The sequence below is a fragment of the Dyadobacter sp. 22481 genome, from assembly GCF_052044875.1.
In the GTDB taxonomy this organism is placed as follows: Bacteria; Bacteroidota; Bacteroidia; order Cytophagales; family Spirosomataceae; genus Dyadobacter; species Dyadobacter endophyticus.
This window is the reverse complement of the sequence record NZ_JBQENV010000003.1, coordinates 890,388-905,667: the sequence shown is the minus strand read 5'-3', so window position 1 is coordinate 905,667 and position 15,280 is coordinate 890,388. Positions and strand designations below refer to the sequence as shown.

Here is a 15,280-nt window from a genome sequence, read left to right as displayed (position 1 = left end):
TTATTAAACCAAACTAGAACCCGAAATTGATACCGATCTGGTACATCTTCGAATTGGGATAATTACCCTGATCCACACCCAGAACGGTGCTTCCCGGCGTAGAGCCTACCGACGTTACCTCGGGATCGATGCCGCTGTATTTGGTGATCGTGAAAAGGTTTTGCGCCTGTACATACACGCGGGCACTCTCGAAACCGATTTTCGATAATACCCCTGCAGGCAGCGTGTAGCCCAGCGTGAGGTTTTTCATGCGGAAATAGGAGCCGTCTTCGATAAAATAGCTCGAAGGCTGCTGGCTGCGGCTGTCGTTGGCGTCCAGGATGGGCAATACTGCATCCGGATTTTCGGGCGTCCACGAGTCGTTGAGCATGCGGAGGCTGCGGTTACCGGCTTGGTTGTTGAAATCCACCCAGCGCTTCACCATGTTGATGATCTGGTTACCTTTTACGCCCTGGAAGAATGCCGAAAAATCGAAGTTCTTGTAGCCGGCATTCAGGTTGATACCGTAAGTGAAGTCCGGATGCGGGTTGCCGAGGAACTTGCGGTCGTTGTCGGTGATGGTGCCGTCACCGTCGGTGTCGTGGTATTTGTATTTACCCGCAGCCGCATAGCCCGGGTATTTCGGACCGGCGTCCACATCGCCCTGGTTCTGATAAATGCCGTCGATCTGCAAGCCGTAAAATGAGTAAAGCGGCATGCCTGCTACGGAGCGGGTCCAGGTGTAGCTGCGGATAGCAGGGCCAAGAAGTACCGCGGTAGAGCTGGCGTTCAGGCGTTTTACTTCGTTTTTGTAGGTCGAAAAATTGGCGCCTATCGAGTAGGTGAGATCGCCGTTCAGTGCTTTGTTATGGAAGTCAATGGCGAGGTCGATACCCTTGTTGTTCATTTCACCCACATTCACAAACGGAATGGTCGCCACACCCTGTGTTGCAGGTAATGCAACCTGGTAAAGCATGTCGGAAGTGGTACGGTTGTACAAATCGAGGTTCAGGCCGAACATCCCTTTGAGGAAAGTGGCGTCGATACCGACGTTGGTCTGCGTGGTGGTCTCCCATTTCGCGTTCTGGTTGCCGAATGCTTCCGTATCGAAGCCCGGCTGCACGGCATTGTTCGAACCGTCGATCGGGTACGACGACTGGCTCAGGCTCGAACGGTAAGTGCTGAAACCATTGTAGTTACCAATCTCCTGATTTCCGGTTTGTCCCCACCCAGCACGCAGTTTCAGATCATCCAGCCAGGGAATGCTCTTCATAAAGCTTTCCTCCGACAGGCGCCATCCTGCGCTGAACGCCGGGAATGTACCGTAGCGGTTGTTCTGTCCGAAGCGTGAAGAACCATCACGGCGCACGGTAGCTTCGAGCAAATAGCGGTCTTTGAATGCATAGTTGATTTTCCCAAAAACGGAGAACAATGCCCACTGATAGCCTGCACCGGTGTTGGCAATACCTGAGGTTCCCGAGTTGAGGTACATATATAACGGGTCTTCGGAGAAAAAGGTCGTGCGGGTGGCGGAGAAGTCGCGGCCGGTGCCTTTGATCGCCTCCGTACCAGCCAGCACGCTCAGTTTGTGTGAGGCGCCGAGGTTTCTCGTATAGTTCAGTGTATTCGACCACGTCCAGTTAATGTCGTAGGCATTTCCGTTGGTCATCGCATTGGCGGCTTCAATCTCCGCTTCTTCGAGGTCGAGCAAAGTATAACCCACGCGGTTGGCGTTGATAAAGTCGATACCAATGCTCGATTTGGCGGTCAGGTCTTTTAAAATATCCACTTCCAGGTAGGCATTCCCGAAAGCACGCAGGGTATTGGTCTGGTTGTTGCGGCTTCTCCAAAGCTGTGCAACGGGGTTGGTAGCGGGGCCAAGACCTGCCGCGCGGGTGGCGGCGAAGTTACCCGCAATGTCGTACACCGGAATGATCGAGGGGATGCGGTAGCCATTGCCGATCGGGTTGCCATCCTGGTTGTTGGTAGAGCTGGCAGTACCGTTCGCATTGTAGTAACCTTTGTTTTCGGTATAGCTCAATTCCAGGTTTTCGCCCAGACGAATGCGTTTTTTGAAACTAAACTCGGTATTCGAACGGATCGAATAGCGGTCGAATGAGGTGTGGATCAATACGCCGTCCTGTTTGAAATAGTTGAGTGCAAGCGCGTAACGCCCGTTCTCCGTACCGCCGTTTGCTCCGATATTGTATTCCTGGATCGCCGCCGGGCGCAGGATTTCCTTGTGCCAGTCTGTACCTTCCTTATTGGCCTTTACGATCTGGTAAAAACCGGACCGGTTGTAGTTGTAACGGGAGGGATCGACAAGAGCTAGCACGGCCGGATTATCGGGGCTGTTTGGGTTCGATGGATCTGTCTTGATATTCAATCCGTAGCTCGAACCTGCGAGAATGTAATCAGGCACAACCGCCGATGGCCCATTGCCATATTGCTGGTGCGACGGGTTGCCGTTCGTGAGCACGCCCGCATTCTTACGCTGCGTCCAAAGAAGGTCGCCGAATTGCTGCGGGTCTTTGATCAGGTCGAGATCAACTTTCCCGGTCTGGAAGCCCGCGCGGGAATTGAATGTAAATCTTGGGGCACCTACTTTTCCTTTTTTTGTAGTGATAATAATCACCCCGTTTGCAGCGCGTGAGCCGTAGATCGAAGCCGAAGAAGCATCTTTCAATACCTGCATCGATTCGATATTGTTCGGGTTAATGCTGTTCAAACCACCTTTCGTAGGTACGCCGTCGATGACGTAAAGCGGGTCGTTGTTGTTGATCGTGCCAAAACCGCGGATGCGGACGGTCGCCTCGCCGCCGGGTGTATTGTTGGATGTCACGGTTACACCGGCCACGCGGCCCTGCAACTGCTGAGCCACGTTCGGAGCGGCCACTTTGGTGAGTTCGGTAGCGTCAACGGTAGAAACTGCGCCGGTAATGTCGCGTTTCGATTGGGACGAGTAACCCGTTACCACTACTTCCGAAAGTGATTTAATATCGGATTGGAGGGTTACTTCCACCAGGGTTTTGCTGGTAATATCGATCTCCTGGGTCAGGAAGCCGATCGACGAAACCACGAGGGTCGTACTGCCATCGGGTACATTCAATGCAAATCCGCCGTCGGCATCGGTCGTAGTTCCCACCGACGAGCTGCCTTTGAGGACGACCGTCGCGCCGGGAATGGTGCCGCCTGTTGCGTCCTTCACCTTTCCTTTAATTTGAAAATCAATAGACTGGATCGTTTTGATGGACGTGCCTGCTCCTTCGGGCAGGGTAGACGCAGGCTTCGAAACGGCTCTTTTCAGCAAAATCTGTTTGCCTGAAACTTCGTAAGACACCTGCAATGGCGTAAGGAAGTTGTTGAGTATCGTTTCCAGTTTTTCCTCTCTGGCACTGAAAGTGACCTTACGCTGTGAACGGATGAGCTCCGGGCTGTACATAAAATGCACGCCGGAAATTTTGCCAATCTGCTCCAATGCCGCGCCAATTTTCTGTTCACGGATGTTTACCGTCAAACGACGGTTGAGTAGTTCCTGTCCGAAACCGTCGAACGCCACGGCCAGCCCGGAAACCTGGATAATGATAAACAATTGTATGAGGCTGATTCTCATAATTTTGAGCAGGTAACTCTGCCGGTCAAAGGTTTTTTTCATACTTTTGTCTGTTTTGTAGGTTTAAAAAATCGGCAAAATAATTCTCTTGTCCCTGTTGGACTTTCAGTCCGGGATTTCTTAGCGCCAGCATAGAATGAGGGGGATTTTAATCGGGTGAATGATGTTGGTAGCATCGTTCACCTTTTGTTTTTTTATTCAAATAGCAGGGTTTTGAAGTGAATAATCAGTCGCATGGGGTTCCGGTAATGGTTATGTTGTCCTGGTTGATGGTGTAACTCGCTTCGAGGATGGTACAAAGCCATTTCAGCTTATTTTCGAGCGGTTCGTCGCCGAGCGTCGCGGTAATGCTGCAATGCGCCAGGCTGTTACGGTCAAATGCGATATTTACGCCATAAGCCTTCCCGAGCGCGTCGAAAACTTCTGCGGCGGGCGTTTCCGAATAGGTGAATTCCTGGTTCTCAATGGGAATATTCAGCAGTGCGGAGCTTTTAAGCGCGGAGCGCACGAGCCTGGCCTGCGCACGTTCGAAGGTGGCTTGCTGGTTGCGGGTAAGCAGGAGGGTTGGGGAGGCCTGCTCGGTGAACACCGATACTTTCCCGGTTTTGACGGCGATGGTGATCTCTTTTTCCTCGGCAATTGCCCTGATACTGAAACTGGTGCCGTGCACTTTCGCGACAAGTTCACCGGCGTAGACGAAAAACGGCTGATCAGGATTTTTGGTTACTTCAAAAAACGCCTCGCCGGTAAGGTAAACCTCCCGTTTTGCGCTGGAAAAGGCCTGTGGGTATTTCAATGTACTGTTCCGCTGCAATACCACGGAGCTGCCATCCGGAAGCTGTACATATTTGAACGGTCGTTCCGTATTAGCGACTTCCTTTAAAGCGGGCGTCGTCAACCGGGAAGGTTGCCCGGCTGTCGCAGCCGGTTGCGTATGATTGTATATGCGCAACAGCGCAAAGCAGAGCCCGGCGATGATGAGAAGGCTCGCGGCGATGTTCCAGCCTGACACGAACACCGGGAAAAACGATTCCCTTCCTTCCCTGTTCTCCCGTTGCTCCCGCCTTTTCGCGGCTTGGAGCGCTTCTTGTACCTTATGGTGAATGTATTCGTCTGTCAAATGCTCGTCACGCACTGGCACGGCCCGCGCGATTTCCACAGCCTGTCGGAGAATATCTTGCCCGTTCTCATGCTCCTCAGCCCATTTGTTCCAAGCGGGACCATCTTCGGGGCATTTTCCTTCCGCCCAGCATCTGAATGCAGGGTTTCCGAGAAGTGATTGTAGTAAATGACCGGATGGATCGGGTGACATCGAACAATGCGTTTTTATACATTATCCGTTTATTCTGCCGGAATACTCGGTTGGGTGTGAAAAATTTTTCAGTTTAATTTAAAACTGTGCGAAAATTTGGCAGAAAGAACAAAGTATGACGGAGATAGAAGGAGGAGTGCGCCAGAATCCGCGCAGGTTGGACAATGCCCGCTGGATGATATTACTCACCGATTGCGCGTTGATCGCCAGCAGCCCCGCGATTTCCTCGGGCATCAGGTTCTGGAAAAAACGGAGGTAAATGACTTCCTGCTGGCGGGCAGGGAGCTGGTCGATCGCCGTTCTGACCTGTTGTTTCAAAGCCAGGTCATTCTCCCGCCCAATCCAATCTTCCTCGCTCGAAAATTCGGACAGCAAATTGTCGCATTCGTCGGTCAAACCTGTCTCGTCGGAGAGTGGTTTGATCGTTTTCAGCATCCGGTGCCGGAATGCCTTGATAAGGTAAAATTTGACCGATGGAGTCTCATTAATGGTGGTGCGGTGGAGCCAGAGATGTACCAGCAGATCCTGGATCACATCTTCGATCAACTGCATATTGTGCGTGAACCGCTGGCCATATTGGAAAAGCGTCCGGTAATGTCGCCGGGCAAGCTCCGTGTATGCGTGCTCGTCCCCACCACGGAACGAATTCCATAGCACTGCATCGTCGGTATGTTTGCCAAATGCGGTCAAGAAGGCGGTCAGGTTAATGGGGGATTAAGTCAAAAATAGGTGATGTGTGCTGGATATAAAACAGTGTTTTGTATATTATTAGAATAACCAAATTTTATTATTCTATTTTACCAGAAAACAGTTGGTCGCGTTTTCTGGACCAGCAATTTTTGCAGAGGAGCTTTCAAGTAGAGAACCTTGCAGGGCCTTCTTCTACTCAAAAAAATCGGAACTATTTATGAAAAGTATGTACACAACGGTGCTGGTTTTGCTCGGCATAGCCCGCTTCGACCTCGCCGTATCGCAGACCGCTCCCGATTACAAATCGCGTCGCGGGCAGATTCTCCACAACATCGAAGGCGTATTTTACGAGTCATCCACAGGCCTTTTTATTGAAACCAATGGCAAGAACGAAAAGCCGCATTCGTACTTGTGGCCGCTATGTGCATTGCTCCAAGCAGCCACCGAGTCGGAGGCAGTGAGCCCGGGCAAGCAATACATGAAACCGGTGCTCGGGGCCATCAAACAATATTACAATACCGCTGCACCTGCTCCTGGTTACCAGGCGTATGTGACGAGTGAGCAAAAGGATTCCCGGTTCTACGACGACAACCAATGGATCGCGATCGCGTGCCTGGACGCGTACAACCGCACGGGCGATAAAGATTACCTGGTCGTCGCGGAGGAAATCTACCGCTTCATGATGACCGGCTACGACGATAAAGCGGGCGGCGGGCTGTACTGGAAAGAAGACGAAAAGAACACGAAAAATACCTGTTCCAACGGCCCTGGAATACTGGTTGCGCTGCAACTCTATCAAATTAAGAAGGAGCCGGAATACCTGAAAACGGCGATTAACCTTTATGATTGGACTAAAAAGAACCTGCGCGCGGGCGACGGTACTTATTATGACGCTATCAAAGTTCCGTCATTGAAAATCGATTCGGCGAAGTACTCCTACAATACGGGCACCATGCTGCAATCGGCTGTGATGCTGCATAACATCACAGGTAACAAGGAATATCTCGTTGAGGCAAAAGCCCTGGCAGAGGGGTCGAAAAAGTATTTTTATAAGAACAATAAGCTGCCCGACAACTATTGGTTCAACGTGGTGCTGCTCCGGGGCTTCGAGGAACTTCATAAAATAGATCCCCAGGCCGGGGATTACCAGATCTTTGTCGCCGAAGCCGAGCGGATCTGGAAAGAAGAACGCGATGGGAAAAACCTTCTGGGCCGCAAACCTGTGAAAACGCTGATAGACCAGGGGGCGATGCTGGAAATGTATGCGCGGCTGGAAAGGCTGACCGCACAATAAGGTAAGGAAAGAAAGCAAAAAGCGCCGGTCGAAAACTCAACCGGCGCTTTTTGCACATTGTTGTACGTACTATTCCGAGTCCTTATAAACCCCAAATTCGCTGATAGCAATACTAACCGGCGATTTGGTGATGCGGAGGCGTACTTTGTTGGAAGTGATGGGTACATCGAGCTTCGCGAGGCATTTGGCTCCTACGCTGGTACCTTTGTAAACCTCTTTCCAGTCATTGCCGATCCAGGCATCTACGGCGAATTCTTCAATACGCTGTCCGAGCTTGATATATTCTTGCAGACTGATGACGTCAAAAACGACCGGCTGGCTCATTTCTATCACCACTTCCGGTGTTTTGAAATCGTCGTCCGTGGCCCAATAGGTGTCGGGTTTGCCGTCGAGCAGGTTTTTGGCGCTGTAAATGGAGTTGTAACCACGCACGTTTACGGCTTTGGAAGACGCGCGACCGATCAGGTTGGTTGCGAATGTGTTTTTGACGTGGTCGCCGAATGTTTTGAGCGCTACTACGTCGTCGTTATGCAACTGGCCGCGGGTGTCGGGTGCCAGTCCCAAATCGAGTGCGGCGCCGCGTCCTACGCTTTTCAAATAGAGGTCGAATAGCTTTTCGGGCGTTTTCGGCTTCTCGTTGGCGTGGTAGAACCAGCCTTTGCGCAATGGAACGTCGCATTCAGCAGGGATCCAGAACTTCCCGCCGCGTGTACCGCCCGGGTTTTCAGTTGCATTGGCCTGGCCGGGTACTGCTACATTCTGCCCTTCCGAAGGCTTCGGAGTAAGTGTTGCCCAGGAAGTAGGGTTCACGCTGCCGTCCTCGTTGCCTGCCCAGCGAACGTCCCAGCCGATATCGCTGAAAATATTGGCATTAGGTTGCAGTTTGCGGGTGTAGTTAGTCCAGGTCGAATCCCATTGGTAATAGGTAGTATTGTCGATCGAGCGCTTCTCACGCGCACCGCCGTAGTAGCCGTCCCCGCCATTGGCACCGTCGTGCCATGACATAAACAGGTCGCCATAATTGGTATACAACTCGCGAAGCTGCTCGCGGTAAATTTTAATGTATTCCGGCGTGCCATATTTGGCATTGTTGCGGTCCCAGGGCGAGCAATACACCCCGAATTTCAGGCCGTGCTTGCGCGCGGCGTCCGCTACTTCGCGCACGAGGTCACCCTTGCCCTGGCGGAACGGGCTTTGGGCGATATTATAGTCGGTCGTTTTGGTGGGCCAGAGGCAAAAGCCGTCGTGGTGCTTTGCTACGAGTACAATCCCACGCAAACCGCCTGCTTTGGCAGCTTGAATGATCTGCTCTGCATTGAAATCCGATGGGTTGAAGGTCTTGGGATCGGCATCGCCATAGCCCCATTCTTTGTTTTCGAATGTGGTAGGGGTAAAGTGCATGATGCCGTAAACTTCGGTTTCATGCCATGCGACCTGGCGGGGTGCCGGCAGTGCGCCATAGGGTTTCGGAGGTGTTTGCGCAAAAGCGATCGACGCCGTCAGGCAGAGGAGACCGGTTATTTGTTTGATCATTTGAAAAGGTGTTTCTGATGATACAGATGGGGGTGATGCAAATCGGAAGTGAAGATCGTTTTTTTTAGGCGAGTTCACCAAATCTATCGCCGTTTTCCTATCGGATCTTGATTAATCACAAACAAATATGCCGGCTGCGCGCCTACTTCGGCGACAGTCTTCATCGGTAGTTCAATCGCTCCGTTCTTCACTTTCAATGCCTTTTTATTACCCGCAAATGTGATTTTTGCTTTGGCGGGAATTTCCAGCCCTTCCGGTTTCAGGCTGGCAGGAAGTTTTTCGCCTGCTTCGGCGAGGTAGAACGCGTAGGTGGTGGCGCCTTTTTTGGTGTACGCCCATTTGCCGGCGCGGTAAGGGGCCAGCGGTTTGGTTTCGTAAATACCAATACCATTTACATTCATCCATTTACCCATTTCTTCGAGGCGCGTGTATGCTTCTTCGTGCCATTCTCCGTCGGGGCCTGGAGCCACGTTCAGGAGCAGGTTACCGCCTTTGGCGACGATATCAACCAATGTGTGAACAAGCTTCTGCGTCGACTTGAAGTTTTCTTTTGGAATATAAGACCACGAGTCGCCCATGGTCATACACGATTCCCACGGGATCGACATATAATGATCGGGAATGGATTGCTCGGGCGTTACATAATTCTCGAATTCGCCGGTAACGGTGCGGTCCACTACGAGCAGCCCGGGTTGGTGCGAACGGGCCATTTTGGCAATGCGTGCCATGTCGATGTCCTGGTCGTAGGGAATAGTTTTCTGCCAGCTAATGGTGGTATCGATACTGCTGAACGGGCGTACCCAGCCGCCGTCGAGCCAGAGGATGTCGACGGAGCCGTAATCCGACATCAGCTCTTCGATCTGGTTATAGGTGAAATCCTTGAACTTGTTCCAGAGTTCGGGGCGCTTCTTCGGGTCGTAGGAAACGTTGCGGTCCTTCGGCGGGAAATAGGGCCACCAGTAGGAGTCGGTGTGCCAGTCGGGTTTGGAGAAATAGGTACCCGTCATGAAGCCCTCGTTGCGGAATGCCGCAAGCACTTCCTTGGTAACGTTCGCTTTGGGATTGGTTTTGAAGGGGGTATTGGTAATCTTGTAATCGGTGTATTTCGAATCGAACATCGAGAAACCGTCGTGGTGCTTCGTAGTGAACACCACATATTTCATACCGGCACCTTTGGCCGCCTTAGCCCAACGCTCGGGGTTGAATTTAACCGGGTTGAAGGTTTTGGAAATATCCTCGTAAGCCTTTTTATACTCATACCAGTCGTGCGAATGCGGCCCGCGGCGTTCGCACCAGCCTTCGTCCTCAGGGCATAGCGACCAGGATTCCACAATGCCCCACTGGCTATACGTCCCCCAGTGCATCAGCAGGCCGAATTTGATATCCTGCCATTTGGAGAGTTTTTGCTGCACGAGCGGGTCGGTAGGCGCAACGTATTTGGAGTGGTTTTGTTCCGAATGCTGCTGCGCATACGATCCGGAAGCAAATAGCAGCCCTGCAAGAAGGATAGCTGTGGATTTAAGATTCATTGGAATGGTTAAGTGTTTGGTAAATACTGCTGTATGAGGGTTTACGCAAAATGGCTTTTGGAAGCCACAACCTTGCCTTTGCCATCGCCGCTGGTAATGGTGTAGGCAAATCCGGACTGTACGGAATAGGCACCCACTTCTCCCTGTTTGCTGATGGCCAGAAAGCCTACCTGGAAAGTTTTGGCCCGCTCCGGGTCGCGTTTTACAATCCTTTCGACGGCTTTTTTGCACGCTTCTTCCGGAGAAGAACCATTGCGCATGAACTCGACTACCAAATGCGTCCCGGCAACGCGGATCACTTCCTCTCCCTGGCCGGAAGAGGTTGCCGCGCCGATCTCATTGTCGACAAAAAGTCCTGCACCGATAACAGGCGAATCGCCCACACGGCCGCGCATTTTAAAGCCCATGCCGCTGGTGGTACACATGCCCGAAAGATTGCCCTGCGCATCCAAAGCAAGGGTCCCCATGGTATCATGGTTGAAATCCCCATTGTCAAGACGCGCCGGGGCGAATGGGCCGTGGCCTTTCGATTGTTTGTGTTCTATATTGATAACCGGCTTGTACTCAGCCTTTTTGAGCCATTTTTTATACTCATCGGCCGCGTCGGGCGAAAGTTTACCGGATTCCAGCTTGAAACCGTTGGCCAATGCGAACTGCTGTGCGCCAGCGCCTACGAGGAACACGTGCGGGGTCGTTTCCATCAGCTTGCGGGCAACCGAAACTGGATGTTTAATTCTTTCCAGAAATGCTACCGCCCCGCAGTTGGATTTTTCATCCATGATACACGCGTCGAGCGTCACGTGCCCGTCGCGATCGGGATTGCCACCCAGGCCGACGCAGCAGTTGATGTCGTTTTCAATGGCGATAGCAGCTTGTTCCACGGCGTCGAGGGCACGACCTCCCTTTTCCAGCACCGGCCATGCGGCGGCGTTCGAGATCTGCCCGCTGTCCCAGGTAGAAATAACGACCGGGGCGGCGGCCACCGGGGTACCGGCCACCGGATTGGCGGCCTTTGGTGTTTTGGCGAACAACTGGTTTACCCGCGTGAAAGGGAGGGCAAAAGCCGACAGGCGGAGGAAGGATCTACGATTCGTTTTCATGGTATCCGGCATAACGGGTTTAGAGTAGCAAGATCTATTTTGCAAAATTTTAAAAATATCTCGGGACTTTAATTAAAATTTTTTCAAATATACATCTCACGAAATTTGTGATCAATTAAAATATGAAATTTCATATGATCTGTTGGTCGAAGTCCCTTATTTTGAAATATTTGCACTGTAACAGTTTAAAAGCAGCACTTGCAGGGGCTTTTGGGCACTTACTAAATTTTTCAATCTAACAACAGATGGTTTCTGATTTAATGGCAACCTTTGGCTACTTGTTTCAGAAAAACGAACGGAACACACGATGACGAACTCTCCAAAGGCATGTGTAGATGTGGCAATCAATGCTTATGGCAAGCCGTACCAGACGGCAATCACACTGCTGACGCTCATGAAGCATTCACACCAATGGATCAATAAAATCTATTTCGTACAGGAAGCAAAGCAGCCCGAGCCGCCGAATTTCAAATTCATTTTCGATCATTTCGGGGATAAGATCGTGTACTATAAGCCTAATGTCTGGCTTTGGACAAAAAACGTAAAATTCGATTTTTTGTTGAATTTCAAGCGTTACCGGCATGCGGTCCGCTACCAATATGCCTGGGAGCAGTCGGATCAGAAATACTTGCTCGTCATCCATAACGATGTGTATTTCAAAGGTGACCTGGTAGGGGAATATGTCAATGGTATTGGCACTGCATCGGGTATCGGGAGCATCGGGCAATGCTGGGTGTGCCCCGCAAAGCAAGCGGGCCTCTGCGATTCTGAAACATATACGGAATACAAGCCGGATTATGGAGAACTGATGCAACTGGCTGCCACCTACCCGCAGGCACGCACGCATGAGTACAAGCTGGTGGTCGACCGCGCTGCGCCATGGCCGTTGCCCGAATGCCGGCTCAATGAATATGTAGCGATGATCGATCTCGAAAAAACGCGGAACGACACGATGCCCATCGGCAAAGGTGCCGCATTCGGGGCTTACGACCGCCTCGATGTGGGTGTTAAATGGTTTGCCGATATGAACAATTTGGGCCATACCTTTAAGCATTTCGATTACGATCCCTACGCGACCCACAGCTGGATTAGTATGCAGAATGCCGGCCATAATGCGCTTTTCGATAAGGATCTTTACCGTTATGAAGAATCCGTAGCGTTGCAGGCACTGAAAGACGAGTTCAATATTCATCCATAAGTAGCCGCCATCCCGCGATATGGTACTGGAAATCAATCAGCTGAGGCAGCGGTATGGTGAGCGGGAAATCCTTTCGATCCCGTCTTTTGGGATTGAAAAAGGCATTTACTGGATACAGGGAGAAAACGGTGCAGGTAAGTCAACGCTTTTCAGGACGCTGGCCGGTATGCTGCCATTCGAAGGGTCTGTAAAGCTCGACGGGCGTTATGACCTTAAAAAAGATCCGGTCGAATATCGGTTGCGCCTCAACCTCGGAGAAGCCGAACCACTCTATCCATCGTTTTTGACACCTGCCGATCTCATTGCTTTCGTAGCAGAAGCACAAGGAGCGCCCCGCAAGCAAAGTGAAAAGCTCACCGAGGCCTTTGGGATCAACTACCTTTCGAACCCGTTCGGAAGTTGTTCCAGCGGAATGGTGAAAAAAGTATCCCTACTGCTGGCATTTCTGGGCGACCCTTCGCTCATTATTCTCGACGAGCCGCTCATTACTATCGACCGCGAAGCGCGGGAAGTGTTGTTCGGATTGATCAAGGAATACCACCGCAACGGCGTCACATTTCTGTTGTCCTCGCACCAGCTTTTCGAGCAGGAAGGCTTGCACGTTTCGCAAAGTTTCCGGCTGAAAGACAAAACACTCATAGCTACCGACGCGCTATGAAAATGCTGCTGACCTCTACCGTTTCAGCTTTTTTCAGGCAGCGGGCGGGGACGTTCCTCGTTTTGCTCGGCGTGCTTTTCGGATTTTTGAGCGCCAACGAGCACCATGCTTTCGCCCTGTTTTTCCTGACTGGTACTTATGGAATGCTCACTCTTTTTGGGATATGGCTGGTTTATGGCCTTTTATGTGCGCAATTCGTAGTTAACACCTGGAAGCTGCCTGAATACACGTTCATTTTCCATGCCCGCACATGGCCCGCGCTCACACGTGCGCGAAGGTTTGCCGGGCAGGCATTAGGCTTTCTTCAACCGATACTTTACTACGGCGTTTACCTGTTTATGATCGCCATTCAGGAAAAGTTGCTGGCTCGTCTCTGGCCGGTCATTCCTTTCTACATTATTTTAACGGCCATGCTTGCGCTATTTGCTGAGTGGCGCATCCGGAAGCCGGTTTTGTATGTTCCTGTCAAAGGTAAAAGCCTGATCAAATGGCCGTTTGGGAGGCCAACGTCGTGGCTCTATTGGTCGATGGAATGGCTGATGCGGGAGCGGGGGATTACCTTGTTGGTAGGAAAACTGGGTGCTATGCTGGTAGCGGCCGGGACGATGCTTTATTACAGCACCGGCGAATACGACATCCGAATGCCGGCCGTTGGCATGTCGCTGGCCTATTTGCTAAATCTGGGCCTTTCGTTCGAGCTGTTTCAATGGGAAGGCGAAATCTGGCTTTGGGGCAGGTCGCTGCCGGTGCCGGTCTGGAAGCGTTGGGGCAGGGTAGTGACGGCGCATTTGATCCTGATCGTCCCCGAAACGCTTGTCGTGCTGCGTAGTGGCGCCCTCGGCTTTGCGGAGGTGGCACAATTGTACGTGCTCGGGTTAACCATCCTCATAGTCTCACACCTCTATTTTTATAAAAGATCGGGACTGCCGGAAAATGCGATGCAGGTGTTTCTGTTTGGGTTTGTGGGCCTTACTTTGCTTATATTATACAAAATCCCGCTGCTGTTGATGGCGGCTTTCGGCATTGCTTTCTCGCTTTATGCATTCCCCAGGTGGTATAAAATGTAAAGAGGTTGTATAAAAGAGCAAAATGACGCTTGTTGTCGTGCTGAGCGAAGTCGAAACATTATTTGCATCTCGCAAATACCCTTCGACTTCGCTCCTTTAGATTCGTGATGTATTGGGAAACAGGATTGGTGTAGGTAACTTAATGAAATGAGAAAGGGAAGTAAAGTAAACTATGACACGCGCTCTGAGCTGATGACTCATACTGCTGATTTAGACTTTACTTCCCCTTTCATCAATAACTCAAATAGAAATTCGAGCTCAGAGCCCATTATTAAGGAGTTGAGTTGAATTGATGAATTTCTCACTTCACTTTTCCAATACTAATTTATGAAAAAGATCATTCTTGGTATCGATATCAGTAGTAAAACACTCGATATCTGTCTGAACACAGAAGGCTCGTCAGCGCATTTTACGATTGCTAACCAAGTGAAGGCGATTCACGTGTTTTTCAAAAAACTGGCCCGCCAACAGGTTGTTGTGGCTATGGAAAATACAGGACGTTATAACTGGCAGCTGTACGAAGCACTGCCCCAATACGGTTTTGAAGTCTATGTAATCCCTGCATTGCACTTAAAAAAGGGCCTGGGACTCGTTAGGGGCAAGAGCGATAAGGTAGATGCGGAGCGGATCTGTAAGTTTATCCAGAAGAACCAGGACGAGTGTGTGGCATGGAAACCGACATCGGTTAACATTCAGAAAATGAAAGTGTTGTTAACAGAGCGCAATGGTAGGATCAAAATAAAAAGGCAGCTACTAGGGCTGCAATCTGATTATAAGCTGATGAAGACAATCGGCCTGGAAAAGCCACTCATTAAGATGAACCAGAGCCTGATCGAGTCAATACAGCAACAGATCGAAAAACTGGAAGCCGAGATAGAAAAAATTATCCAGGCAGATGAAAGGATCAAAGAGCAGGCCAGGCAAATACGGTCCGTACCAGGGGTAGGCCCGGTCACCTGTTGGACAATGATCGCTAAAACGGAGGGCTTTTCCACAATTACCGAACCCAGAAAGATGGCTTGCTATTGCGGGATAGTTCCCTTCGATCATCAGTCCGGGACTTCTATCAAACGACAGCCGCGAGTATCGACTTATGCAGATAAAAGTATAAAAAGCACCCTGCATCTGGCCGCAATGAGTGCCATCCGGTTTGATAACAAGTTCAGGGATTACTATCTAAGGAAAGTAGCCGAGGGAAAAAATAAAATGTCAGTTCTCAATGCAGTAAGAAACAAAATCGTTCACACCATTTTTGCCCTAATAAAAAACCAAGCAACCTATCAAGATCACTTGGTTTTATCATAGAA

At 50.8% G+C, this 15,280-nt stretch carries 11 protein-coding genes; 5 read left to right on the top strand and 6 right to left on the bottom strand.

Features of this window, described 5'->3' with window-relative positions; translation table 11 throughout:
* Positions 1-13: 13 nt before the first annotated feature.
* The 3 genes from ACTJJJ_RS22495 to ACTJJJ_RS22485 form a co-directional block, all read right to left on the bottom strand.
* Positions 14-3,634, bottom strand: coding sequence for a SusC/RagA family TonB-linked outer membrane protein (locus tag ACTJJJ_RS22495; protein WP_440703088.1), 3,621 nt, complete (start codon positions 3,632-3,634; stop codon positions 14-16).
* A 184-nt stretch (positions 3,635-3,818) separates the two neighbouring features.
* Entirely contained in the window at positions 3,819-4,904 is a 1,086-nt protein-coding gene (locus ACTJJJ_RS22490; protein ID WP_440703087.1) for a FecR family protein, read from the bottom strand.
* A 78-nt stretch (positions 4,905-4,982) separates the two neighbouring features.
* Positions 4,983-5,594 carry an RNA polymerase sigma factor gene (locus ACTJJJ_RS22485; RefSeq protein ID WP_188935830.1) on the bottom strand — a complete coding sequence of 204 codons (612 nt, stop codon included), beginning with the start codon at positions 5,592-5,594 and terminating at the stop codon, positions 4,983-4,985.
* A gap of 217 nt (positions 5,595-5,811) precedes the next feature.
* Between ACTJJJ_RS22485 and ACTJJJ_RS22480 the strand changes: the two genes are divergently transcribed.
* Positions 5,812-6,888, top strand: coding sequence for a glycoside hydrolase family 76 protein (locus ACTJJJ_RS22480; RefSeq protein WP_440703086.1), 1,077 nt, complete (start codon positions 5,812-5,814; stop codon positions 6,886-6,888).
* A gap of 69 nt (positions 6,889-6,957) precedes the next feature.
* Here the strand turns inward: ACTJJJ_RS22480 and ACTJJJ_RS22475 are convergent, their stop codons facing one another.
* The 3 genes from ACTJJJ_RS22475 to ACTJJJ_RS22465 form a co-directional block, all read right to left on the bottom strand.
* The gene (locus tag ACTJJJ_RS22475) at positions 6,958-8,421 is read right to left on the bottom strand and encodes an alpha-L-fucosidase (RefSeq protein ID WP_440703085.1); all 1,464 of its coding nucleotides are present in this window, start codon (positions 8,419-8,421) and stop codon (positions 6,958-6,960) included.
* 83 nt (positions 8,422-8,504) lie between these two features.
* Positions 8,505-9,950, bottom strand: a complete 1,446-nt coding sequence (locus tag ACTJJJ_RS22470) for an alpha-L-fucosidase (protein WP_440703084.1) — start codon at positions 9,948-9,950, stop codon at positions 8,505-8,507.
* A gap of 41 nt (positions 9,951-9,991) precedes the next feature.
* Positions 9,992-11,050 (bottom strand): isoaspartyl peptidase/L-asparaginase family protein, encoded by a 1,059-nt coding sequence (locus ACTJJJ_RS22465; protein ID WP_440703083.1) that lies wholly within the window; start codon positions 11,048-11,050, stop codon positions 9,992-9,994.
* A gap of 307 nt (positions 11,051-11,357) precedes the next feature.
* Between ACTJJJ_RS22465 and ACTJJJ_RS22460 the strand changes: the two genes are divergently transcribed.
* The 4 genes from ACTJJJ_RS22460 (at position 11,358) to ACTJJJ_RS22445 (ending at position 15,278) form a co-directional block, all read left to right on the top strand.
* A complete protein-coding gene (locus tag ACTJJJ_RS22460) occupies positions 11,358-12,248 on the top strand; it encodes a hypothetical protein (RefSeq protein ID WP_188935823.1) in 891 nt (296 codons plus the stop codon).
* A 19-nt stretch (positions 12,249-12,267) separates the two neighbouring features.
* Positions 12,268-12,906 carry an ABC transporter ATP-binding protein gene (locus ACTJJJ_RS22455; protein ID WP_440703082.1) on the top strand — a complete coding sequence of 213 codons (639 nt, stop codon included), beginning with the start codon at positions 12,268-12,270 and terminating at the stop codon, positions 12,904-12,906.
* Positions 12,903-13,973, top strand: coding sequence for a hypothetical protein (locus ACTJJJ_RS22450; protein WP_440703081.1), 1,071 nt, complete (start codon positions 12,903-12,905; stop codon positions 13,971-13,973). Before ACTJJJ_RS22455 ends, ACTJJJ_RS22450 begins: the two co-directional genes overlap by 4 nt.
* A gap of 327 nt (positions 13,974-14,300) precedes the next feature.
* Positions 14,301-15,278, top strand: a complete 978-nt coding sequence (locus tag ACTJJJ_RS22445) for an IS110 family transposase (protein WP_440703080.1) — start codon at positions 14,301-14,303, stop codon at positions 15,276-15,278.
* Positions 15,279-15,280 lie beyond the last annotated feature (2 nt).

Excerpts from the sequence above, each read along its gene's own strand:
- ACTJJJ_RS22480 (WP_440703086.1), top strand. The coding sequence starts at position 5,812 with ATGAAAAGTATGTACACAACGGTGCTGGTTTTGCTCGGCATAGCCCGC.
- ACTJJJ_RS22465 (WP_440703083.1), bottom strand. The coding sequence starts at position 11,050 with ATGAAAACGAATCGTAGATCCTTCCTCCGCCTGTCGGCTTTTGCCCTC.
- ACTJJJ_RS22445 (WP_440703080.1), top strand. The coding sequence starts at position 14,301 with ATGAAAAAGATCATTCTTGGTATCGATATCAGTAGTAAAACACTCGAT.
- ACTJJJ_RS22475 (WP_440703085.1), bottom strand. The coding sequence starts at position 8,421 with ATGATCAAACAAATAACCGGTCTCCTCTGCCTGACGGCGTCGATCGCT.
- ACTJJJ_RS22495 (WP_440703088.1), bottom strand. The coding sequence starts at position 3,634 with ATGAAAAAAACCTTTGACCGGCAGAGTTACCTGCTCAAAATTATGAGA.
- ACTJJJ_RS22450 (WP_440703081.1), top strand. The coding sequence starts at position 12,903 with ATGAAAATGCTGCTGACCTCTACCGTTTCAGCTTTTTTCAGGCAGCGG.
- ACTJJJ_RS22455 (WP_440703082.1), top strand. The coding sequence starts at position 12,268 with ATGGTACTGGAAATCAATCAGCTGAGGCAGCGGTATGGTGAGCGGGAA.
- ACTJJJ_RS22470 (WP_440703084.1), bottom strand. The coding sequence starts at position 9,950 with ATGAATCTTAAATCCACAGCTATCCTTCTTGCAGGGCTGCTATTTGCT.
- ACTJJJ_RS22490 (WP_440703087.1), bottom strand. The coding sequence starts at position 4,904 with ATGTCACCCGATCCATCCGGTCATTTACTACAATCACTTCTCGGAAAC.
- ACTJJJ_RS22460 (WP_188935823.1), top strand. The coding sequence starts at position 11,358 with ATGACGAACTCTCCAAAGGCATGTGTAGATGTGGCAATCAATGCTTAT.